This window comes from Nonomuraea sp. NPDC048901, from assembly GCF_040649695.1.
Lineage (GTDB): Bacteria > Actinomycetota > Actinomycetes > Streptosporangiales > Streptosporangiaceae > Nonomuraea.
In genome coordinates this window covers 22,085-44,875 of sequence record NZ_JBEZFW010000039.1, presented here as the reverse complement: position 1 = coordinate 44,875, position 22,791 = coordinate 22,085, and the positions used below count along the sequence as shown (strand labels likewise).

20 protein-coding genes and 2 pseudogenes are annotated in these 22,791 nt (G+C 65.3%); 16 read left to right on the top strand and 6 right to left on the bottom strand.

The annotated features are described in order from the left end of the window. Positions 1-160 precede the first annotated feature (160 nt). A pseudogene (locus AB0C30_RS57875) lies at positions 161-938 on the bottom strand (IS256 family transposase); the annotation flags it as partial. Positions 939-1,006: 68 nt separating this feature from the next. Here AB0C30_RS57875 and AB0C30_RS57870 point away from each other — a divergent pair. Continuing rightward, positions 1,007-1,399 (top strand): histidine phosphatase family protein, encoded by a 393-nt coding sequence (locus AB0C30_RS57870; RefSeq protein WP_357961661.1) that lies wholly within the window; start codon positions 1,007-1,009, stop codon positions 1,397-1,399. A gap of 539 nt (positions 1,400-1,938) precedes the next feature. Beyond that, positions 1,939-2,562 (top strand): transposase, encoded by a 624-nt coding sequence (locus AB0C30_RS57865; RefSeq protein ID WP_357961658.1) that lies wholly within the window; start codon positions 1,939-1,941, stop codon positions 2,560-2,562. On the opposite strand, the gene AB0C30_RS57860 is transcribed toward AB0C30_RS57865, so the two are convergent. Then, positions 2,528-2,686, bottom strand: coding sequence for a hypothetical protein (locus tag AB0C30_RS57860; protein WP_357961667.1), 159 nt, complete (start codon positions 2,684-2,686; stop codon positions 2,528-2,530). The two genes, AB0C30_RS57865 and AB0C30_RS57860, sit on opposite strands and share 35 nt — an antisense overlap. Before the next feature lie 195 nt (positions 2,687-2,881). Here AB0C30_RS57860 and AB0C30_RS57855 point away from each other — a divergent pair, with 195 nt between their 5' ends. Together AB0C30_RS57855 and AB0C30_RS57850 are read left to right on the top strand one after the other, a co-directional pair. Next, on the top strand, positions 2,882-3,454 hold the full coding sequence (locus tag AB0C30_RS57855) for an RNA polymerase sigma factor (protein WP_357961655.1): 573 nt from the start codon (positions 2,882-2,884) through the stop codon (positions 3,452-3,454). After that, positions 3,447-4,331, top strand: coding sequence for a CU044_5270 family protein (locus tag AB0C30_RS57850; RefSeq protein WP_357961652.1), 885 nt, complete (start codon positions 3,447-3,449; stop codon positions 4,329-4,331). Before AB0C30_RS57855 ends, AB0C30_RS57850 begins: the two co-directional genes overlap by 8 nt. Here the strand turns inward: AB0C30_RS57850 and AB0C30_RS57845 are convergent. Continuing rightward, the gene (locus AB0C30_RS57845) at positions 4,328-4,459 is read right to left on the bottom strand and encodes a hypothetical protein (protein WP_357961649.1); all 132 of its coding nucleotides are present in this window, start codon (positions 4,457-4,459) and stop codon (positions 4,328-4,330) included. The genes AB0C30_RS57850 and AB0C30_RS57845 overlap by 4 nt on opposite strands. Between AB0C30_RS57845 and AB0C30_RS57840 the strand changes: the two genes are divergently transcribed. The 4 genes and pseudogenes from AB0C30_RS57840 (at position 4,452) to AB0C30_RS57825 (ending at position 8,814) form a co-directional block, all read left to right on the top strand. Then, the gene (locus AB0C30_RS57840; protein ID WP_357961646.1) at positions 4,452-4,958 is read left to right on the top strand and encodes a transposase; all 507 of its coding nucleotides are present in this window, start codon (positions 4,452-4,454) and stop codon (positions 4,956-4,958) included. The two genes, AB0C30_RS57845 and AB0C30_RS57840, sit on opposite strands and share 8 nt — an antisense overlap. A 59-nt stretch (positions 4,959-5,017) precedes the next feature. Beyond that, the gene (locus AB0C30_RS57835; RefSeq protein WP_357961643.1) at positions 5,018-8,116 is read left to right on the top strand and encodes a Tn3 family transposase; all 3,099 of its coding nucleotides are present in this window, start codon (positions 5,018-5,020) and stop codon (positions 8,114-8,116) included. A 162-nt stretch (positions 8,117-8,278) separates the two neighbouring features. Next, positions 8,279-8,580: pseudogene (locus tag AB0C30_RS57830) on the top strand (recombinase family protein); the annotation flags it as partial. Between the two features lie 72 nt (positions 8,581-8,652). After that, the gene (locus tag AB0C30_RS57825) at positions 8,653-8,814 is read left to right on the top strand and encodes a helix-turn-helix domain-containing protein (protein WP_357961666.1); all 162 of its coding nucleotides are present in this window, start codon (positions 8,653-8,655) and stop codon (positions 8,812-8,814) included. A 46-nt stretch (positions 8,815-8,860) separates the two neighbouring features. On the opposite strand, the gene AB0C30_RS57820 is transcribed toward AB0C30_RS57825, so the two are convergent. From AB0C30_RS57820 to AB0C30_RS57810, 3 genes are all read right to left on the bottom strand, one after another. Continuing rightward, positions 8,861-10,012: an MFS transporter gene (locus tag AB0C30_RS57820; protein ID WP_357961640.1), complete on the bottom strand. Its 1,152-nt coding sequence runs from the start codon at positions 10,010-10,012 to the stop codon at positions 8,861-8,863. Between the two features lie 419 nt (positions 10,013-10,431). Then, complete coding sequence (locus AB0C30_RS57815) at positions 10,432-10,875, bottom strand: hypothetical protein (protein WP_357961638.1); 444 nt, start codon at positions 10,873-10,875, stop codon at positions 10,432-10,434. Between the two features lie 55 nt (positions 10,876-10,930). Then, the gene (locus AB0C30_RS57810; RefSeq protein ID WP_357961635.1) at positions 10,931-11,182 is read right to left on the bottom strand and encodes a hypothetical protein; all 252 of its coding nucleotides are present in this window, start codon (positions 11,180-11,182) and stop codon (positions 10,931-10,933) included. Between the two features lie 239 nt (positions 11,183-11,421). On the opposite strand from AB0C30_RS57810, the gene AB0C30_RS57805 reads away from it, so the two are divergent. The 8 genes from AB0C30_RS57805 to AB0C30_RS57770 all read left to right on the top strand — a co-directional run bounded on the left by AB0C30_RS57805 (position 11,422) and on the right by AB0C30_RS57770 (position 22,545). Beyond that, positions 11,422-13,086: an ABC transporter substrate-binding protein gene (locus AB0C30_RS57805; protein WP_357961632.1), complete on the top strand. Its 1,665-nt coding sequence runs from the start codon at positions 11,422-11,424 to the stop codon at positions 13,084-13,086. Between the two features lie 100 nt (positions 13,087-13,186). After that, a complete protein-coding gene (locus AB0C30_RS57800; RefSeq protein ID WP_357961629.1) occupies positions 13,187-14,140 on the top strand; it encodes an ABC transporter permease in 954 nt (317 codons plus the stop codon). Beyond that, the gene (locus AB0C30_RS57795; RefSeq protein ID WP_357961627.1) at positions 14,137-15,006 is read left to right on the top strand and encodes an ABC transporter permease; all 870 of its coding nucleotides are present in this window, start codon (positions 14,137-14,139) and stop codon (positions 15,004-15,006) included. The genes AB0C30_RS57800 and AB0C30_RS57795 overlap by 4 nt, the downstream gene beginning before the upstream one ends. After that, complete coding sequence (locus AB0C30_RS57790) at positions 14,993-16,804, top strand: ABC transporter ATP-binding protein (RefSeq protein ID WP_357961624.1); 1,812 nt, start codon at positions 14,993-14,995, stop codon at positions 16,802-16,804. The genes AB0C30_RS57795 and AB0C30_RS57790 overlap by 14 nt, the downstream gene beginning before the upstream one ends. A gap of 98 nt (positions 16,805-16,902) precedes the next feature. Continuing rightward, a complete protein-coding gene (locus tag AB0C30_RS57785; protein WP_357961621.1) occupies positions 16,903-18,132 on the top strand; it encodes a M20 family metallopeptidase in 1,230 nt (409 codons plus the stop codon). Positions 18,133-18,198: 66 nt separating this feature from the next. Continuing rightward, the gene (locus AB0C30_RS57780) at positions 18,199-19,488 is read left to right on the top strand and encodes an FAD-binding oxidoreductase (RefSeq protein WP_357961619.1); all 1,290 of its coding nucleotides are present in this window, start codon (positions 18,199-18,201) and stop codon (positions 19,486-19,488) included. Positions 19,489-19,492: 4 nt separating this feature from the next. Continuing rightward, positions 19,493-21,199 (top strand): DUF885 domain-containing protein, encoded by a 1,707-nt coding sequence (locus AB0C30_RS57775; protein ID WP_357961616.1) that lies wholly within the window; start codon positions 19,493-19,495, stop codon positions 21,197-21,199. A 134-nt stretch (positions 21,200-21,333) separates the two neighbouring features. Continuing rightward, positions 21,334-22,545 carry a helix-turn-helix domain-containing protein gene (locus AB0C30_RS57770; RefSeq protein WP_357961613.1) on the top strand — a complete coding sequence of 404 codons (1,212 nt, stop codon included), beginning with the start codon at positions 21,334-21,336 and terminating at the stop codon, positions 22,543-22,545. Positions 22,546-22,791 lie beyond the last annotated feature (246 nt).

The following is a 22,791-nucleotide window of genomic DNA, read 5'->3' as shown; positions in this document are numbered from 1 at the left end:
AATGCACAGTCCCGTCACGTTCGAGAGCCTCTACCGGCCCTCAGACGCCACTGAGTGACCTCACCTCAGGTGTCCGTGCAACGGGGGGAACCTCAGAACGGCCATACCACCGCATCAAACCATCAATCCGGAAGCATCGTGTTATTTCTTTACGGCTTCGGTGGATCACACACGTCTGGACGATGGTGCGCGGCCAGACCGCCTCCACCGCCTGAGGCAAGCCCTTGAGGCCGTCGCAGACCAGCATGAGGACATCGTCCACGCCGCGGTTCTTCAACTCGGTCAGCACCGCCAGCCAGTGTTTGGCGCCCTCGCCGCCGTCGCCGGCCCAGATGCCGAGGATGTCGCGGTGACCGTCGACGGTGACGGCCATGACCAGGTAGATGGGCCGGTTGGCGACATGACCGTCCCTGATCTTGACGTTGATCGCGTCCACGAACAGGACCGGGTACACGCGATCGAGCGGCCGATTCTGCCATTCGGCCATGCCGTCCATGACCTTGTCGGTGATGGTGGAGATGGTCTGCTTGGAGACCTGGGCACCGTACACCTCGGCCAGATGCGCGGAGATCTCGCCGTGCGTGAGGCCCTTGGCCGACAGCGACAAGACCATCTCATCCACTCCGGACAGCCGGCGCTGCCGCTTGCGGACCAGCTGGGGCTCAGAAGGTGCCGGCCACATCGCGTGGTACCCGCACCTCCACCGGGCCGACGTCGGTCACCACGGTCTTGCTGCGGGTGCCGTTGCGGCTGTTGCCGCTGTTCTTCCCGGCCGGGTCGTGCCGGTCGTAGCCGAGGTGATCGGTGATCTCGCCTTCCAGCGCCGACTCCAGTACCCGCTTGGTCAGCTGCTGCAGCAACCCGCCCTCACCGGTCAGCTGCAGACCCTCGCTGCGGGCTCGACCCACCAGCATCGAGATCAGTTGCTCGTCCGTCATTGAGCGGTCCGGCTCGGCAGGCACTTCGTTCATAGACAGCGACTCCACGGCAGTCTCGGACATCAAGTGTGTCTCCCTTGATCATCAGATCCGCCGTTAGTTTTACAGTCCCCCTGGACAGCGTCCGCGCTGCGGTATCTGGCCCGACACGCGTTCGAGCGGGCCGGCGCATCCGGGGTAGCCGCCACCAGGCTCCCGGCGGGGAGACCGCGTGTTTCATTCACGCACGCATGCGGCGCGTCATCGACACCGTGACGACTCGCCACCCGGGCGCGACCATCGTGCTGGTCAGCCATGGGACGTTCTTGCACATCGGCCTTACCGAGCTCCTGCGAAACGTGTCCCCTGAGTGGGCCGAAGGATTCCCCCTCGTGAACGCGGGCACAATCGTGGCGCTGCACGGACCGGATGGCCTTCGGTGTGAAACATGGTGCGGAGCGGTGCCGCCCGGCGACTCCTAATCAGGTCGTTGTGGCGAACGGCCGATGCTCGGCCGGCTACATGGGCGTGTCAGTACGTTCCCGGACACCCCTTCGGCATCCTGGCCCCACTGGCCACGAGCGTTCTCAGCGTGGTGGTTCCTGGCCTGAAATGACCTCAGCACCTCAGCACGGCGCAGCTCCGGGCTGGCTTCTGGTCGGCCCGCGGGTTAGCCCAGGCGGAGTCGCGAGGATCCCGCAGGTGTCCCGAAGCATGTCCAGAACCAGGGACGCCCCGTGTGGCCGGAGTTATGCGGTGCGGTTGCCACCACATGGGGCATTATGACCGGCGACCGGAGCGGGTTGGCCGTAAGGCTGGGAACAAGCTGCGCACCCCGGGCAAGCGCTACCGCCAGGCCGGCCAGCGTGTGCGGACGGCGTGGGCCATCAGCCGTCGCCGGGCCGGGCTCCCCGTCGCGGTGCAGCAACTGGTCGTAGGCGGCGGAGTGGCAGTTGGTGGAGCCGTTCTTGCCGGTGGGTGAGCGCGGGCCCTACCCAGCTTTGCGTCGGCCGTTGATGCCGTGGTGTGGCGATTTCGGACCGGGAGCCCGTGGCGGGATGTGCCTGATCGCTACGGGTCCTGGTCAACCGTCTACAACCTCTTCCGGCTGTGGGTGACCGCGAGTACCTTCCAGGCGCTGATGGACGAGATGATCGCTGAGGCCGCGGCCCGGGAACAGGTCGACCTCAGCCTGGTCAGCGTGGACTCCACTGTTGCCCGCGCCCAGCACGCAGCCGGAATGGTCGTCGACTCTGAGCTGCAACAGGCGCTGGAGCAGGCCGTCGCAGAGGAAAAGGGGATCCACCAAAGAGGCAAAACGGGCCGTGAGCAGCGGTCGAGGACCCCGGTGAGGCGGTGCGGCGAAGAGCGCCGACGCCAAGCGCTCCACACCCACCGTAATACCGTCGAGCGCTGCATCAGCAAGATCAAGCAGTGGCGCGGCATCGCACCCGCCACGACAAGACTCCCGCGAGCTACCTCGCTGGCCTCCACCTCCGCAGCGCCATGCTGTGACTCCGCGACCTTCAATCCCCCACTACGGGAACTAGGAACAGGCCCAAGCGGCTCTCGGCGGACGGCCGCGAGCGCCACGGCCGCGCCCGGACGTGTCAGGCGGCGGTGTAGCAGGCGAGGACGGCGGTGACCCCCTCGACGTCGCCGAGCAGAATGCGTCGCACCAGGCGTACAGACTCACGGCCGCGACGCCCGCAGTGAGCCTGCAGGACGGCTCCGGCAACCGCCGCCGCCCTGCCCGCCACCGCAACCATCACCCGGACGCGGGCCGGCGCGCCGGGCGGACACCCGGGCCGGGCGGGGGTGCGCCGGCCCCAGACGGCACCCCGGCGACCGAGACCCGCATGATCGGCCAGTGCACCTGCAGGGCGATCGGTGGGTGCGGCGGAGTATGGATGACAGCCTGACCCTTCAACAGGAAGACACTCGCCGATGACAGAGAAAGTGACGTGACCGCCAACGCGGATGAGCAGGTGTCCGACAGCGATCTCGGCGCCCGCTTGCGGTCAGAGCCGGAGCTGTTCACGGTCGTGCACCATCGCTACTTCCAAGCCATCTACCGCTACGCCGCCGGGCGGCTGGATGCACAGACGGCCGAGGACATCGCCGCCGACACCTTTTTGACCGCCTTCGACCGGCGTGATCGGTTCGATCCAGGACGTGGCAGCCTGCGGCCCTGGTTGTTCGGCATTGCCACCAATCTGATAGCTGGGCACCGCCGCAAGGAGGCCCGCCACTACGCGGCGTTGTCGCGTATCGCGCCCGAACCGGACGTCGAGGGACCCGAGAACCGTGTCGTCACCTTCGTCGCCGCCCAGCGGATGCAGCCGCACCTGGTCAAAGCCATGGCCGCGCTGTCACCGGGAGAGCGCGACGCGGTGCTGCTCGTTGCGCTGGGCCAGCTCAGTCACGAGGAGGTAGCCGAGGCTCTCGGTATTTCCGTCGGCACGGTGAGCTCGCGGATCAGCCGCGCTCGAGCCAAACTCCACAACACCTTCGACAAGGAGGCACTTCATGGATGAACTGCAGACCCTTGCCACATTGCTGGCCGCGCCCGAGTCACCCCAGGCGGCCGAACGCAGCCTGCGCCGAATCCAGCAGCGGATGCGCCGTCCCTCGCGGCCGAGCCGCAGAGCATGGTTTGCAGCTGGCGTGAGCTTGGCAGCTGCCGCTGCCGCTGCCGTCGTGGTCGTCTCCGGTACGGCTGCACCCACGGCCGCTCCGAACGGCCCGCCGCCTACCGCGGCTCAGCTAACGGCCGGTGGGATACTGCTCGCCGCTGCCACCACTGCGGAACGCGAGCCTGAAGGCTCGGGCGCCTACTGGCATGTCAAGACAAGCTACAGCGGCAATGCATTGGAGAGCTGGACCGCTCGAGACGGACGCACCTGGTGGCGGGGCGACAAAACGGCTGGCAAGGTGGTCAAGCTCGCCAGATCTACCCCCTTCCGGCTCGGCGGCCTGGAGGTGAGCTTCGAGCAGCTGCAAAAGCTGCCCGCCGAACCCGACGCGCTGAAAACCTGGATCAGCGACGGCCTGGAGCACAGCGATGTCAAAACCAGCGCTGGGCGACTGGACGCCGCAGGGCAGGCCCGCTCGGTCTTCAGCGGACTGGTCTCCCTGGTCTCGCAACTCCCGGCCTCGCCCGAGGTCCGAGCCGCAGCCTTCCGGGCGCTGGCCTCCTACCCCGAGGTCAAGAACCTGGGCGCGGTCGATGGCGGGGAGGGTCTGCTGATCCCCTTTGCCGAATCACCAGTACAGCTGGTCGTCGATCCTGCGACCTCCCAGGTGCGCAACACCAACTTCTACGTCACCGCCGACGGAGCAGAAGTCACTGTCCAGGACAAGCCGGTGACGATCGACGCTGGATGGACCGACACGCTCCCCGCTGGCGACTAGACAGTGCCTGATAAATGATCAGCGCCGGTGCGGTTGAATGATCGGTCACGGTAAGGCGTGGCGAGCTGACCGATAAAGCCTGGCAGCGGATCGAGCCGCTGCTGCCCGTCACGGACGATCGTGGTCATCCGTGACGGGATCTTGTGGCGGTTACAGGCAGGAGCGACCCGGCGTGACATCCCCGAACGGTACGGTCCCTGGCAGACCTGCTACGAGCGGCTCACCCGCTGGGACCAGGACGGCACCTGGGCCCGCTTGCTGGAGGAAGCCCAGGTCAAAGACGACTCGATCGGCAACGTGGAGTGGAGTTTCACCATCGGCTCCACCATCGCCCAGGCACACCAGCACGTGGCCGGAGCTCGAAAAAGGGGGAGACGCGGAAGGGACGATGGATACGAAGCAATCACAAAACGGCAGCCGCTCGACCGGTCCCGAGCAGGGCTCACCACCAAGCTCCACCTGATCACCGACGCCTGCGGCCTGCCCATGACCCTCCACCTGACACGCGAAACGTCGTGGACTGCACCGCGTTCGAAGCGGCCATGGCCAAGCCGCGACTGCCTCGCAGCGGCAAAGGCCGACCTACGGGTGGCACCGGAATACGGCAGAAACGGGCCGCGAGCTTGATCACCGGTCGTTAGGATCTGAGGGTTCGCGCTGATTGGTGACGGTTTCCGGGGGTTCGGGTGGCGTCGATCGATCGGACGGCCTACCCGAGGTTCGCGCGGGCGGTGTCTGCTCGGGAGCTGGCGGAGGTGTTCACCCCGTCGCTGGCTGAGGTGGAGTGGGCGCGTGGCAAGACGCAGGACGATCAGCATCTGCTGGCGCTGCTGGTGTGGTTGAAGGCCTACCAGCGGCTTGGGTACTTCCCGAAGCTCGGGGACGTCCCGCCGGTGGTGGCCGAGCACATCTGTGGTGTGGTCGGATTGGCAGAGCAGGTCGTGCTGACCGATGCTGCGGAGCGGTCGGCCAAGCGGCATCGGAGCTTTGTACGCCAGCGCATGGGTGTGGTGTACGACGCGGCCGGCGTACGGGCGGTGGCGGCCGAGGCCATCCGCAAGGCGGTGCAGGCGAAGGACAACCCGGCCGATGTGATCAACGTGGCGTTGGAGGAACTGGTCCGCGCGCAGTGCGAGCTGCCCGGTTACACGACGCTGGACGAGCTGACCAAGAAGATCCGTACCGAGGTCAATCGCGGCTTCTTCACGCTCGTGGCGGGCCGGGTCGACCCGGCCGCACGCGCCAGGCTGGCCCGGCTCCTGGTGGTCGATCCGGTCACCCGGCGCAGCGAGTACGACGGCCTGAAGGACGTGGCGCAGGCCGCGTCCCTGGGCAAGTTCAAGGCACGCTTGGCGTTCTTGCAGAACCTGGACGCGCTCGGCCCGACAGAGAAGTGGGTGGAGGCGATCCCGCCGGGGAAGGTCGCGCATTTCGCGGGCGAAGCGCGAGTGACCGACGTCGCCGACCTGCGCAAGGTACTGGATGAGGACAAGCGGCTCACTCTGATTGTCAGCCTCTTGCACACGGTGCGGACCGGGGTCCGCGACGACGTGGTGACGATGTTCTGCAAGCGGATCGCCGCGATCCACAAAAGGGGCCGCGACCAGCTGGAAACGCTGCGGGAGACCCACCGTGCCGAGTCCGAACGGCTCCTGGGCGTGTTCGGCGACGTCCTGGACGGCGTCCGCGAGGCCATGACCTCCGTGGAACAGCAGAACAGTGAGGACGATGCCGTGGGCACACCGGACAACGGCGATGGCCGGGAGGCGGTGACCGAGCGGGCGGGCCGGTTGGTGCTCAAGGCCCTGGACCAAGCCGGAGGTCTGGAGGCGCTCAAGACCGCGCACGAGGCGGTCTCTGCCCATCACGGCAACAACTACCTGCCGCTGCTGGACCAGCACTACCGCTCGCACCGCTCAGCGTTGTTCACCTTGGTGGAGTCGATCGACCTGGAGTCGACCAACGCCGAGCGCAGCGTTCTGGCTGCGGTGGAGTACGTGATGGCCCAACGCGGCGCCCGTTCCGCGTTCGTCCCCGAACGCCTCACCGTGGAGCGGCAAGATTCCGATGGCGCCCCGGTGACTGTGACGCTGTCGGTGGCTGTCGACGCGTTCGCTTCGGGGATGTGGCGGAAGATCCTCAAGGATCCGGCCCGGCCAGGCATGCTGGTACGCCGCCATCTGGAGGTGTGCGTGTTCTCCTACCTCGCCGCCGAGTTGCGATCAGGCGATATCGCGGTGGCCGGGTCGGATTCCTACGCCAACCTGCACGACCAGCTCATGCCCTGGGAGGAGTGCGCGCCCCTGGTCGAGAAGTTCTGCACCGAGGCCGGGTTGCCGACCGAGGCCCGCGACCTGACCGGCCACTACAAGAAGCTCTTGGCCGACACCGCGGCGAGCGTGGACGCCGGCTATCTGGGCAACACCGACCTCCTCCTGGAGGGTGGCCGGCCCGTCCTGCGCCGCCGCAAGGGTGCCGAGCGGAGCGCAGAGGCACTCAAGCTAGAGGAGGCGGTGCATGATCGGCTGCCGCAGCGCGATCTGCTGGACATCCTCACCCGCACTGCCTACCAGCTGGGATGGCACCATCACTTCGGGCCGGCCTCCGGCTCCGACCCGAAGATCAAGGAAGCGCTCGGCCGGTATGCGCTCACGGTGTTCACCTACGGCACCCTGCTCGGTCCGGCCCAGGTCGCCGCGCACATGCGGGGAAAGGTCAGCGCCGCCGAGCTCGCCCTGGCCGCGAACAAACACGCCACCAGCGAAAAGATCGCCAAAGCCTCCACCACGGTGATCAACGCGTTCAACCAGCTCGACATCGCCTCGGTATGGGGTGACGGCAAGACCGTTGCCGCAGACGGCTCCCAAGTCGAGACATGGGAGAACAACCTGCTCGCCGAGTCTCACATCCGATACGGAGGCTACGGAGGTCTGGCCTACAGACACATCTCCAACACCTACGTCGCCTTGTTCAGCCACTTCATACCCTGCGGGGTGTGGGAGGCGGTCTACATCATCGAGGGCCTGCTGAAGAACGCCTCGGAGATCCAGCCGGACACCATCCACGCCGACACGCAAGGCCAGTCGCTGCCGGTCTTTGGCCTGGCCGCACTTCTGGGATTCGATCTGCTGCCCCGCATCCGCAACTGGCACGACCTGATCTTCTACCGGCCTGACACCGAGACCCGCTATGAGCACATCGACTCGCTGTTCGGCGACGAGGCGATCGACTGGCGGCTGATCGAAACGCACTGGACTGACCTGCTGCGCACCGCGATCTCCATCCGCCAGAACCGGATCTCCTCGGTCACCCTGCTGCGCAGGCTCGGCAACCACTCCCGCAAGAACCGCCTCTACCGCGCCTTTCGCGAACTCGGCCGCGCGGTGCGCACCATCACGCTCCTGCGCTATCTGTCGGATCCCGACCTGCGCGAGCAGATCACCCAGGTCACCAACCGCAACGAGGCCTTCCACGGCTTCGCCGACTGGCTCATGTTCGGCGGCAAGCTCATCGGCCACAATGACCCCGACTACCACGAGAAGATCGTCAAGTTCAACGAGTTGCTGGCCAACTGCGTCATCTATTCGACCTCCTGCGACATCACCGACGCCGCCAACGCCATCGCCGCCGAAGGCCGCCCCGTCGATCACGACGACCTGGCCACCATCTCGCCCTACATCACCCACGTGATTCGCCGGTTCGGCAACTGGATCCTCAACCTCAATACGCCAGCCGCTCCCACCACCCGCCTCGACCTTGAATCCCGCGTCCTGTTCGCCCCATGAGGGGACCGGCGATCATGCTTGGTCCACTTTCTGGATAGACGTTTCTGGACGGCATCGTGCCTGGTCGCTACGGTGTTCAGAAAGGTAGACGTTTCTGGACGCTGCTGGAGATAACCAGTGACAGTTTGGGCGTACGCACGAGTCTCGACGCGTGACCAGAACATGCAGCTCCAGCTCGACGCCCTGGCGGCCAGCGGCTACGACGAACTGGTCATGGAAAAGGAGTCGGGCAAGCGCGGTGTCGCGCGGCCGGCGTGGGAGGCGCTCATGGCGCTGCCCAGGCGGGCGACACACTGAAGTTCTGGAAGTCCGACCGGTGGGGCCGCTCAGCGGGACACGTGCTGGCCACCGTCAACGAGCTCCGCGACCGTAGCATCACGGTGGTGTCGCTGACGGAGAACTTCGATCTGGGCACCAAGGAGGGCCGGTTCATGTTCGCGGTCCTGGCCGCGGCCGCGGAATACGAGCTGGAGCTACGCGCCGAGCGCCAAGCCGAGGGGATTGCAGCCGCCAAGCGACGCCAGGCCGCTGGTGCCATGCTGCCCGGCAAGAAGAAGACCGGCCGGCCCCGCGCTATCGGCCCCGCCGAACTGGCCACACTGCGCCGTCTGGTCGACGATGGCGTCTCAGTCACCGAGGCCGCCCGTACTCTCAAGATCGGCCGCTCCACCGCCTACGCGGCACTCGCGAGACGCTGACCAGCAGCTATCCCACCCGCATCCTGCTCCCGCCCGTCGGCGTCCCTCATGGATGTGTTGAGCCTTCTGGATGATGGTGCCCACGTAGCAGTTGGCCGCTGAGCAGGACCGCGCAGGACCCGACGGTCAGCAGCCCGCCAGCGAGGAAGGTTCCCCGTACATCGGCGAGTGGCAGGACCAGTCCGCCAAGTGCGGCACCCGCCGCGATGCCGGCGTTGTAGGCGCCGGAGTTCGCTGCGAGGGCGATGTCCGTGCGGCCCGGCGCGCAGTGCAGCATCGCGTTCTGCGTGGTCATGAACACCGGCCCGAGTGCACCGCCCATCAGCATCAGGAACACCACCGCCGCCATCTGATGAGCGCCGAACGCGTACAGGCCGAGCATGCCCACCGCCTGCGAGGCGACGGCGGTGGCAAGCGCGGACTGCGGAAAGCGGTCCAGAAACGCCCCGGTAATGCTCACCCCGGCCAGACACGCGACACCGAAAACCATGAACAGGACGCTGACCGCGCTCGGGGAAAACCCGCTCACATCGCCCAGGAACGTCACGATGTAGGTGTATCCCGTGAACGCTCCGGTGGCGGACAAGGCTCCGGCCGCCAGCACCGTCCCGAACCGCCGTACATCGGGACTGCTCGCGTACGCGGCGGGCTCTTCTTCCGGGCGCGAAGTCGGCAGCAGGACGGCGATCGTCACCAGAGAGATGAGCCCCAGAGCCGCCAGCGTGGCGATGGGCACCTGCCAGTCACTCTGATTGCCTAGCCAGGTCCCAGCGGGAACGCCCAGCACGAGAGCCAGCGAACCAGCGACGGATAGCGCCCCCACCACCCTCCCCCGGACCTGAGGCACGAACAGACCCACCGCGACCGGCCCCATCACGGACCAAAAAAGCGCCTGGGCAAGCGCGGTCAGCAGCCGCGCCACGAGGAGCAGCCAGTAGGAGGCAGCCAGTGCCGCAACCAGACTCGACACCACGAGCGCAGCAAGCAGGCCCACCAGCACATAACGTCGGGGCACGGCCCGCACGACGTGGGCGAGTGGCACAGACGCGAGGGCCACCGTCACGCCGTAACCGGTAACCAGCAGACCAACCGCTGACAGGGACACCCGCAGGTCTTCGGAGATGAGCTCCAAGAGGCCGACCGGCAGGTTCTCCGCGGTGTTGAAGGTGAGAGCGGCCAGCATCAGGGCCCCGAGCACCGCCAGCCTGTGCCATGGAGCCGGTCGCCGCGTGCTCGTACTGTCTTGCCCTGTCCTCGTGCGTTGTACCTGCTCAGTAGCACCGTCCATGCAGGTACCCCACCAGGCGCGTCAGTCCCGCCGCAACTGGATTCATGTGGCTTCGCGGCCTTGCGGCCCGTTTCTGCCGTATTCCGGTGATACCCGACCTACACCCGCCCGGACCCAAGTACTGAAACGACATAAACCGTGACGGTATGAGATCGATGACCGCCTACCAGCCGGTACACCTAAACCGAGATCAACTCGTCCGCGACGCTCGGCCCGCAACTCCCTGACCTGCGGCGGAGGCTTATCGCTCAATTCCGACCTCACCAGTACCAGGCCCCAGCCGGCTGCGTGCTAGGTCAGCCGGGCCTCCAAGCCAGCGATCATCTGCGTCAGCAGGCTGGTCGGACTACCTGCGAGCCGACCTTGTCGAGACCGGCGACCTTGGTGATGCACTCGTCGGCGGCCTGGGCCATGGTGGCGAACTCCTGGCGCGCGATCGAGTGGGGGTTGGCAGCCTCGTAGGTGGTGGCGCGGTGCATGTCCTTGACCGAGGTCATCGCCGCGCGTGCGGCCGACATCGCGTCGCGGGCGCTGAATTCGTCGCCGTGCCCCTCGCGCATGTAGCGGGTGGTCCAGACCCGGCGCCGGGCAGAGTCACGCCGGGTGGGGTCGGCCGACGGCTGGAACCCTTCCAGGCGGTCGCCTCGGTTGGCCGCGATCACACGGACGACCTTGACGGCCCGCCGCAGGCGGGCGCCGTCCTTGCCGCCGGCGTCGGCGGCAATGTCGGCGTAGCTGAGCTCGCGGCCGTGGTTGCTGCGCAGCCAGATCATCACCTCGGCGACGTGGTCTCGGCGCGAGTCCAGCCCAGCTCATCACGGCGTCGGCTCACAGGAATTTCCCGTTCTCATCCATGAAAGCCGCGAGCGCGGCGTCGTCCAGAGCAGCGCCGGTGGCCATGTCACGGACGGCGGCGATAGCCGCTTCGGCGCCGTCACATAGCTCCGCGATGGCCTCCGCGCGGTCCGATGGCACCGGCACCATGCTGTGCTTCCTCTCGGTCGTGGCTGGCCCAATTTTGTTCGATCCGACAGTCCGAATGAATCGATATCCGACGAGAGATGTTTGCGCGGGCTTCATCAAATGTCCCTCACAGGACGCTGAGATCGAGTCGCGAAGTATGCCCTGCCCAACTGATGTAGGACGTTGAGGTCCGAAGATTCAACATTGGTTGCTTGTATAGCGGAGGCCAGCCGCGCAGGGTGTTCTCACCACTTCACGTGACCCTCTGGGCGCGGCGAGCAACTGGTTATCCGATCAACACGTGGTCATGCGACTGGAGCAGATCACCTATAGGCAACTGCAACATGGAGGGTGTCATGGAGAAGCCGGTTCCACCGGTGAGCGGAGAGCGCCTGATCCGGTTCGATCATGATTTTTCCCGACGAGACGCTCTGCGCCTGCTCGGTTGGGGCGGAGCGTTGTTCACTGTCCCCGGCCTGGTCGGATGTGGGGCCAGTGGTGGATCCGCTGCTTCGGACTCGCGCATCGCGCGACAAGGGTCGGACAAGCCCATCCCCAAGCTGACCTGGGCGGTGGAATCGGGTCCACGGAGCCTCGATTTCAACCACGCCTTCGACGGGTATTCCTGGGTCGTCTTCAGCGAACTGGCGGAGCCGTTGGTCGCCACCAGTCCCCAAGGAAAGCTGCTTCCGAAGCTGGCGGTCTCCTGGGAGCAGCCGAACCCGAACAGCATCGTGGTCACACTGCGCCAGGGCGTCAAGTTCTGGGATGGCAAGCCACTCACGGCCGAGGACGTGGTCTGGTCGCTGAACCGCACGGGGGATCCAAAGGTCGCCTCCGAATTCGGCCCGAACTGGCAGAACGTCGACTCGATGCAGGCCACGTCCGCAGACAAGATCACTATCAGGTTGAAGGAACCCGACAACACCTTCATCTACAATCTGCGCTTCCCGGTGATCTATCAGAAGGAGCACGGCATTGCCGCCGGCGAGAACTTCGGGAGCCCAACAGGTTTGATCATGGGCACTGGCCCATACCAGATCAAGGCTTTCTCGCCCGCCACCGGTGCAACCATGACCCGCTTCGCTGGGTATTGGGGGACTCGACCCCTTGCGGAGCAGATCGAGGTAAAGGTCATCTCCGACCCGGACACACTGCGCCTGGCGATCCAGTCAGGTGACGTCGCCGGGACGTTCAACGTTCCCCAAACCAATGCGTCCGCATGGGACACCATGACGTCGGCGAGCGTCACGTATGGGCCATCGCCCAGTGTCACCCTTCTCATCCTTGATCCCACCCAGGCGCCGTTCAACGACGTTCACGCGCGGCAGGCCATCGCCTATGCCTTGGACCGTCCTGGCATCGTCAGAGCTATCGGGCACGGTCACGGGTCGCCCGCCAACAGTGTCTCCAGCCCTTTCACGTGGCAGAACGCGGCGTCGGCGGCTGAGGTGGACGCGTTCTTCTCGACGCTGCCGAACCTGACGCTGGATCTGGCGGCGGCCAAGGCCGAGCTGGCCAAGTCCGCCACTCCCAACGGGTTCTCCGTTACGGTCCTGGTGCCCAGCAACGCGTTCACCGAACTCAGCTTGATCATGCAAACGCTCAAGGAGAACGTGAAGGGCCTGGGCATCACGATCGACGTCAAGGAGGTGCCGCTGGCGGACTGGGCCGGCTCGGTGCGCGGCAAGAAGAAGCCGCCGATGAGCATCGCCGGACTCAGCCCGCTTTCGCCGGACCCGCTTTCGCTGGTCGGGTCGCTCCTCACGGGCGGCTTCAGCACTTACGCCCCCTCGGGGATGACGTCGGATCTGGCCAAGTACAAGTCGGCTGCTCCCGCCCGCCAGCTGGAGATCGCCAAGAAGGTTGTCACGCAGTTGTCGGCGGAGATGCCCTTCGTGCCCATCGTCTACGGCACCGCCAGCATCGCCTTGGGCAAGGACTTGGTCTTCACCAGCGATATCACTGGCAATACGTCTACCGGCGGTGGGTGGGCCCAGTTCATCAAGTTGACCTCGTGATGCCGGTCCCGGTTCACGACACGATCGGCGCTGCCCGCTCTGTTCCCACCACCGACCAGTGGCGGGAACGGTGGGAGCCGTGGGCAGAGGGGGAACGTGAGTGAAGGGTCTGTGGTGGGTGGGGCGGCGGCTGCTGACCATCGCGGCACAGCTCCTGATGGTCTCAGTGGCGATCTTCGCGGTGCTGCACCTGACGCCGGGGAAGCCGGAGCAGATCCTGCTGGGCACACAGCCGTCCACCCCTGCAGCGCTTGAGGCGATTCGGGCGAAATATCACCTGAATGAACCGTTGGTGGATCAATACTGGTTGTGGCTGCAGAAGGCGGCCCATCTGGACTTCGGCCGGTCTATCCAGACCGGTCAGACCGTGACCGGCGTGATCGGCGAGCGTCTGCCCGTCACGCTCTTTCTCGCGGTCTACGCGTTGGCTCTCGTGGTCTTGGTCGCGGTACCTCTTGGTCTGGTCGCCGGGGTGCGTACTGGTACGGTCGTCGACCGGATCGTCACGACGATCACCACGGTGGGGTTCAGCGCTCCGGCGTTCGCGGTGGGTATCGCGTCGTTGTACGTCTTCGGCGTCACGCTGGGTTGGTTCCCGGTTTATGGCTCGGGCGATGGCTTTGTCGACAGAGCCTGGCATCTCAGTCTCCCGGCGGGAACGCTGGCCCTCACGGTCATCGCCCTGATCGCACGGCAGGCCAGGGCGTCGGCCATCAAGGTCAGCGATCAGGACTTCATGACCTTCGCCATGGCTCGGGGGCTGCCGCGCCACCAGGTGTGGGGGCGATACCTGTTGCGCAACAGCTCGCTGCCGATCGCGACGTCCATCGGCCTGGTACTCGGTTACTTCCTGACCGGGGCAGTGATCGTCGAACAGACCTTCGCGTTGCCAGGTATCGGATCGGTGATCTTGAGCTCTATCAGTACCAAGGATCTCCCGATGGTGCAGGGGCTGGGTTTGCTTGCAGCGCTGTTCGTCCTGCTCGCCAACCTGCTCGCCGATTTTTCCTACACGATTCTCGATCCGCGGTTGCGCAGGGAGATGTTCGCATGAACCTGAACGTCCTCACACAGAAACCGTCGAAGCCACCGGGATCGGCAGGACGGCGACTGCCGGTTCTCGTCCCGCTTTCGTGCTGTTGCGTGCTGGCTTTGGCGTTCGCCGCGGTGTTCGGGAGTTGGCTGGCGCCCTTGGATCTGTCCCAGCAGAACCTGCTCGAAGCGGGACTGCCTCCGGCGGGTGGACATCTGCTGGGCACCGACCAGTTCGGGCGCGACATTTTGTCACGGGTGCTGGTGGGCACAAGGGCGGCGATGGAGGGACCGCTGGTGGTCGCCCTGTGTGCGACCGCCGTAGCCGTCACACTCGGGCTGCTCGCGGGGTTCAAGGGCGGTTGGACCGACGCGGTCATCATGCGTGTGATGGACATGTTGTTCGCGATCCCGGGCTTGCTCGTGGTCACCGTGGTCGTGGGTCTGTTCGGTGGCGGGTACTGGCTGGCCGTGATCATGCTGGTCGTGTTGACGGCGCCAGGTGGGACGCGGGTGATCCGCTCGTCGGTGCTCGCGCAACGCAATCTGCCCTACATCGAGGCCGCGCGCACCCTGGGGGTGCCCACCCGAAAGCTGATGTTCATCCACATCCTGCCGAACATCCTGCCGAACGTGGTGGCTGCGGCTTTGCTTGACTTCGTGGGTGGGCTGATCTCCCTGTCGTCTCTGTCGTTCCTGGGCCTCGGCTCGCCCCCGGGGGCGTCGGACTGGGGGCGGATGCTCGCCGAGAACCGTGGCCTGCTGGGGCAGAACCCATGGGCCGCGATCGCTCCTGCCCTGCTGCTGATCGTGGCTGCGTTTTCGGTGACCGTACTGGGTGACTGGGCCTACGCCCGGCTGGAGGAGGGACGGAATGTCCGCGACTAGCGGGATGCGACCGGACGCCGCACAACAGGCAACACCACCGGGAGTGGAGCCGGACGAGCTGCTGAGGGTGCGGGACCTGAGGATAGCCAACACCCGCTCCGGGCGCACGCTGGTCAATGGCATCGGCTTCACCGTTCGGCGTGGTGAGACAGTCGCCCTGGTCGGGGAGTCCGGGTCGGGCAAGTCGCTGACGGCCAAGGCACTGGTGGGCCTGCTCCCCAAGGGACTGAGCTGCTCGGGTTCGGCGATGCTGGGAAACGACGACCTGCTCACGGCTTCCCCGCGACGGCTGCGGCAACTGAGGGGCAGCGGTGTCAGCATGTTGCTGCAGGACCCGTTCACCATGCTCAACCCGCTGATCCGGGTGTCAACGCTGCTCGGCGAGACGCTTCTCGCCACGCCCTCTGGCGCGCCGAGACGGTCCAGGACCAGGTTGACTGCCGAGATCGACAGACGGCTGGCCGAGGTCGGCATCACCGCCGCGGGCGCATCGCGCAAATATCCATGGGAGCTGTCGGGCGGGATGCGTCAGCGTGCGGGCATGGCCGCATCGATAGCGAAAGACCCAGGTCTGCTGATCGCTGATGAGCCCACCACGGCGCTGGATGCCACGATCCAGCGCGAGGTGCTGAGGCTGCTCCACCGCATCCAAAAGGACCGCGGGATGGGGCTTTTGCTGATCACACACGATCTTCGAGTCGCGTTCTCGATGAGTGACCACGTGCTGGTCATGTCGGACGGCAATCTACTCGAACAAGCCGACCCGCAGACTTTGCGCCAGCACCCCAAGACCGACTACACCAGGAAACTGCTCGCGGCCGATCTGCCCTTGCATCGCCGCCTTGAGCAACTGCACCGAGAAGCCCTCACCCCCGAACCGAGCAGCGGAGATTCAACCACGGTCTCTCCCACCACGAGAGCGCCTGACGCCGCCCCGATAGTGGCCAGCGGCCGGGACGACAACGGCCCCGGCGCCTTGCTCCAGATCCGAAATCTGAAAAAACGCTTCGGCTCGCCCTCGCCCGAAGACCAAGCTGAGAATCTGTGGGCGCTCAACGGCGTCGACATCGAACTACGCGACGGCACCAACGTGGGGATCATCGGCGAATCCGGCTCCGGCAAGACCACCCTCGCGCGATGCCTGCTCGGACTGGAGACACCGACATCGGGCAGCATCGAGGCCGCCGGGTTGCGACTGGACGACCGTTCCACACTTGACCGAAATCAGTCCGGCCGCGCGCGCCGCCTGATCCAGTGTGTCTTCCAGGACCCCTACTCGTCCCTGAACCCCGCCCACGGAGTCGGCTACATCCTCGGTGAGGCGATTCGTCTCCGATCGGGCGGCGAGCTGGACAGCAGGTCGGTAAAGGCGGAAATTGAACGACTACTCACAGAAGTCGGCCTGCCCGCCGATTTCGCTGGCAGACGGCCTGCGACGCTGTCGGGCGGTCAGCGGCAACGTGTCGCCATCGCCCGCGCGCTGGCGATGCGACCCAAGATCCTCATCTGTGATGAACCTGTGGCCGCTCTCGATGTCTCCGTGCAAGCACAGGTCCTGCAAGTCCTGCGCGATGTTCAAGCGCAAGGCGTCAATCTACTGTTCATCACCCACGACCTGGCGGTCGTACGGCAGATGACCCAAGAGCTTGTCGTTCTTTACCACGGCGAGATCGTCGAACGTGGCGCCACCGCCGAGGTGATCGACAGCCCTCGGCACGACTACACCCGGCGACTTATCGCGGCTGTTCCCACCGGAACCCCCGACTGGCTCGCCGACGACCGAACCACCAGCAGGTAGCCGCCGGCTCAGCCGAAACGGCGCGACGCGCACGTCGTGCCTTCTCCGAGAGGCCCGAGGCAGATGACTTCCACCGTCCACCACGACAGGAGCTATCCATGACCGCTTCGATGGAGCGATCACACGACTTCACCGATCTGACCGGCCTGCGCCATGCGCTGCACCAAGTTCCCGAAGTGGGCTTGGATCTGCCGCTTACCCAAGCGATCGTGCTGGACGCGCTGTCGGGCCTCGACCTGGAAATCACCACGGGGATCAATTGTTCATCGGTCGTCGGTGTGCTGCGAGGTGACAGGAACGTTCCCGATGCCGACCGGCGAACGATATTGCTCCGCGCAGACATGGATGGCCTTCCGCTTCGCGAAGAAGCGGATATCTCCTTCCGATCGCGGCACGACGGTGCCATGCACGCCTGCGGTCATGACGTCCACACCGCGATGCTGATCGGTGTCGCGCATGTCTTGGCTGCGCAACGGGATCGCCTACCCGGCGACGTCATCTTGATGTTCCAGCCGGGCGAGGAGGGCTTCGACGGCGCCAGCGTGATGATCGAGGAGGGTGTGCTGAGCGCAGCGGGACGGCACCCGGACGCGGCGTGGGCTCTCCACGTGATGTCCGGGCTGGTGCCTCGTGGTGCAGTCACCGCCCGGCGCGGGCCGATGCTGGCCTCAAGCAATGCGCTGCGCGTCACGGTCCGCGGAGCCGGCGGGCATGGATCGGCGCCGCACCGGGCCCGGGATCCGATACCTGCCGCGGCGGAGATGGTGACAGCTCTGCAGACACTCGTGTCGCGGACCACCTCTGCGTTCGATCCGGTCGTCGTGACGGTGGGAGAGTTTCATGCGGGAACCAAGGAGAACGTCATCCCCTCGCATGCCAGATTCTCGGCGACCATCCGGTGCTTCGATGGAGACGTCCTCAACCGGCTGGAAACAGATTGCACGCGCCTGTGTCATGGCATCGCCACCGCACATGGGCTCCAGGCGGATGTGCAATTCGAGCGCATGTACCCGGTGACGGTAAATGACCCGCACGCGGTCGGCCTTGCCGAGCAGCAGGTCGACAGGGTCTTGGGCGGCGAACGGTGGCATGCCATGCCGAATCCCGTCGCAGATGCGGAAGACTTCTCGCGAGTGCTCCAGGCGGTTCCCGGCGCCATGCTCTTCCTGGGCGCGTCCGTCACCGATGAGTGGAATGACGCGCCGGACAACCACTCTCCCCACGTGCTCTTCGACGACGCCGTCATGTCTGATGGCGTCGCTCTTCTCGGCGAGCTTGCGCGAGTGTCACTGTTCCGATCCCATGCGAGCGACAAGGTCTTGGGATAACCGTCCCGCGACCCCCATCTTGGGGTCCACTGGTCTGGAGACACAATGTCATCAACTACGGCTGACGTGGTCATCGTCGGCGCAGGCGTCATCGGTTCTTCCGCAGCCTTGGAACTGGCGAAGCTCGGACTACGTGTCGTCGTCGTTGACAAGGCCGGAGGGGTCGGTCATGGGTCGACCAGCGCCTCGAGCGCGGTTGTGCGTTTCAACTACTCCACCTGGGACGGCGTCGCGACCGCTTGGGAGTCCAAGCATTGCTGGGACGATTGGGCCGACTACCTCGAGTTCCGCGATGAGGTTGGCCTGGCGGCGTTCGTCCGCGCCGGCATGGTGATGCTCGACGCGCCGGTCGCGCCGCGCGGGCGCGTGACCGGATTGTTCACCACCATTGGTGTCCCGTACGAGGAATGGGACAGCAGAACCCTCAGCGTGCGTCTCCCGGCGATTGATACAGGAAAGTACTGGCCACCGAAGCCGGTGGATGACGAGAGCTTCTACGCCGATGCGACCGAACAACTCGGCGCGCTGTACACCCCTGACGCCGGTTTCATCGATGATCCTCAGCTGGCCGCCCACAACCTCGCCGCGGCTGCGCAAGCCCGGAATGCGATGTTCATCTTTAATCGGTCGGTGGTCAAGGTCGTCCGGGACGCCGGACGCGTCCGCGGTGTCACTCTGTCGGACGGATCCCGGCTTTCGGCCCCCGTGCTCGTCAATGCCGCAGGGCCCTGGTCGAGTGCGTTGAATAGGCTCGCCGGGGTCGGAGCCGAGTTCACCATCGGCGTCCGCCCGATGCGCCAGGAGGTGCATCAGGTCACCGCACCGCCGGACTACGGAGAAAACGGCGGGTTTGGGCCGTTGATCGGCGACCTGGATTTGGGTGTCTACCTGCGTCCGGCACCGGGTGGTCAACTTCTCGTCGGAGGGACCGAACCCGACTGTGACCCCCTGGAATGGCTTGATGATCCCGACCAGGCCAACCTGAATGCGACCGCGCCTCGCTTCGCGGCACAGGTCACCCGTGCCGCACGGCGCCTGCCCGGCCTTACTGTCCCGAACACCTTCACGGGAATCGCCGGTGTGTACGACGTCGCGGATGACTGGACGCCGATCTATGACCGCACCGACCTTGACGGCTTCTACGTGGCCATGGGTACGAGCGGAAACCAGTTCAAGAACGCCCCTCTCGTCGGCCGATTCATCGCCGCCCTCGTCAAGGGCGTCGAAGACGGCCACGACCACGATACTGAGCCGCTTCGCTACCGGGGCGAGCACACCGGGCACGACATCAATCTTGGTGCTTTCTCTCGAAAGCGGCCCGTCAATACAGATTCCTCGCAATCGGTTCTGGGGTGACGTGATGACAAGAACGCCGGGTGACCCCGACGCGGCGAGAGTCGCCAAGGCCGCCGAGGACTACTGGCAACTCCTCGCGGCGCATGAACCGGAGATCCGCTCGCGCGCGGGCCTGCCGGTGGAACGACTGCCCACCCGTAGCCACGCTGAGGTGACGAACCGGGCAGCCAGGCTACGCCAGATCGTGGAGCAAGTCGCTGATCTCGATCGAGCTCAACTCAGCGGAGCAGACGCGGACACCCTGAATTCGCTGGTTTTCCTGACCGATTCCGCCTCCGGTGAGGCGGACCATTTCTGGTTGACGCCCGCCGCCACGCCCTATCAAACCTACGAGCTATCGCGCTACCGCAGCACGGTCTTCGCCGCCCATCATTTCGCATCAGCGTTTGACGTGACCCGCTATCTCGATCTCGCGGCCCAATACGCCCGCCGCTTCCATGCGCTGGCCGCGACCCTGCACGGCCAGCGGACGCGAGGGATCTTGATCGCCAGGCCGGCACTTGGATCCGCCATTTCCACGATCAAAGCGCTCCGGGAATCCGCGGCTGAGACCCTGAACGTCAATGGGGCCCGATTGACCGAGCTGGATATCGCCGCCGTGGGGCGCCTCACCGGCGGCATCGCGCACCTGCTGGACAGAGAGGTAGTCCCGGCGATCGAACGAGTGCTGGCGATCATAGATTCGGCCGACTACGCGGATCGGGCACCCGCCGGCGTCGGCCTGTCCATCTATCCCGGTGGGGAGGAGGCCTATCGCTTCATGGTCCGGCGCGACACCAGCCTGGACATAAGCCCTGAAGAGCTGCATCGGCTCGGCCTGGAGCAGTGTCAGCAACTCGGCGAACGCATGAGAGGCATCCGGTCCGTGCTGGGATTTAACGTCGACGAGCCAGAATTCAGGAACATATTGAAAGCGCAGAGCCATCTCTATGCGAGCTCACCGGCAGAAATAGAGGAACGCTATAGCTCATACATGTCCCAGGTGGAACCACTGATCGGCGACTACTTCGGCGTCCTGCCATCCGCACGGTACGGAGTGACCCGCATGGAGGAGAGTCTGGAATCCGGATTGACTTTCGGCTACTACGAGTTGCCCACCCCCACACAACAACTGGGACGCTACCGATACAACGCGGCAAACCCGGCCGAAAGCTCCCTACTTTCCGCCGCAGCGCTGATCTACCACGAACTGGTGCCGGGGCATCACCTCCAACTTGCCCGGCAACTCGAAAACACCGAACTACCGCCCTTCAGAAGATATCCGCTGGACTTCACGGCATTCATCGAGGGTTGGGCCGAATACGCAAGCGGCCTCGGCTGGGAGATGGGGCTCTACGAGAACCCCTGGGATGCCTACGGCCGTCTGTCGAACGAGCGGTTCACAGCGGCAAGACTGGCTCTGGACACAGCTCTCAACTGCGGTTGGTGGACCGAAGAAGAAGCGCTCGCGTTCATGCGCCGCAACATGTCCGAGTCCGAGACCCAACTGCGGTCGGAACTGCTGCGCTACGCAACGGACAGACCTGCGCAGGCTCTCAGCTACCGCACCGGCTTCCTCGCGATCACCCGAATGAGCGCCGAGGCGGAATCACGGGCAGGTGGCCACTTCAAGATCCGCGAGTTCCACGACGCGATCCTCAGTGCCGGAGCATTGCCCCTCACCGCACTCGACAGCCGGCTGACGCGCGAGCTATGGCCGTTCGGCCGGTAACGACCGTAGATCCACTAACGACGTGAACGATCAAATGTGCCAAGCCAAGCGGCGGGAAACGCATCCACGGCATGGTGACCGCAGCCCTCAGTTGGCGAGCGCGACTGCGTCGTCGGACACCGTAGGCTTACGCCGTGGGGTCTGAACTGCAACGACTCGTCGAAAATCTCGGCAGGCGCCTCGGCCGATCGGTCGCGGTCGATGATCCGGCCCTGCATCTGCTGGCCTACAACCCCCATGCCGGCACCATAGACACAGCCCGTACCGAATCCATTCTCAAGCGCGCGGTCCCCCGTGAGGTCGTCCAATACGTCTATGACTGCGGAGCGGCCACAGCCGAGGATCTGTTCACCGTCCCTGCCCGTCCTGACATGAGCATGGACATAGCCCGGATCGGCATGCCCATCCGCCACCGGGGCGCGCTTCTGGGATTCATCTGGCTGCTGGCCTCCGACGGGCCCGTTGGCGATGATCACGCAGATGCCGTACGCCGATCAGCCGAGACAGTCGCCATGATCATGCATCGCGAATACCTGCTCGGCGAACTCAGCCGTGGTCGCGAACGCGAACTGACCCGCGATCTTATTTCTGGTCATGCCGAGGTCCGCACGCAGGCAGCCGATCAACTGGTCTCCGAGAATTTGTTCTCAGCCGGTCCTGCCCTGGCCTTGGTCGTCAGCTTGACGCGGACCGGTGCACCTCTCACCGATTCCGACCGGATCGCGCTGGCCGCAGGCGTCGACTTCGGCCGGAATCGTCGCCCGCAGCGCACAGCCCTCACGCTTGAACGTCCCGACCATGCCATTCTGTTGCTGGCCCAGCACGACGCTATCGAGCGCCAAGCGATCAAGGATCTCGCCGGTTCCATTCGCGAACGCGTGCTGGCCGAAACGGAGACCGGAGGACACTGCTGGGTCGGCATCGGTGAGGCCCGGGCAGCGCTCAGCGATGTCCACCACTCCTACGCCGATGCCCGCCGCGCGGCCGATGTCGCACGCATCGTCCATGTGCTCGGTACGGTCGTCCGGTACGGCGAACTCGGGGTGTACGGCATGCTCGCCGAACTTCCCGCCGACAGGCTCGCCGACAGCCTGCATCCAGGCCTACGGGCGCTGTTCGAACGGCACAGCGCCGGTGACGACGCGCTCGTCGAAACGATAGAGACGTTTCTCGACAACGCGGGCCATGTCAAAAAGACCTCCGACCGGCTGAGAATCCACCGCACAAGTCTGTATTACCGCCTCAGAAGGGTTGAAGAGATCACCGGGCTCGATCTGTCTCTGGGCAATGACCGGCTGACTCTGCACCTGGGCCTCAAGATGGCTCGACTCATTGAAATACGCTGATGCACGTTCCATCGCCTGCCGGACTCATCGCGGAGCCCCTCGTCTGAATCAGCTTCTCCTGGGCATCATCGGGTGAGCGCTTGTCGACACATGTCGAAGACAGCGGCGACCAATCCCATCGATAATCCGATGTGCCACGTGCTTACCGAATCTACTGTGTAGATGCCCGCCCCAACGGCCTCCACCGACGAATCACCATGCGTAAGCCACAAAAGGAAATCAACTAGTCCTCCCGGAATCTACGGC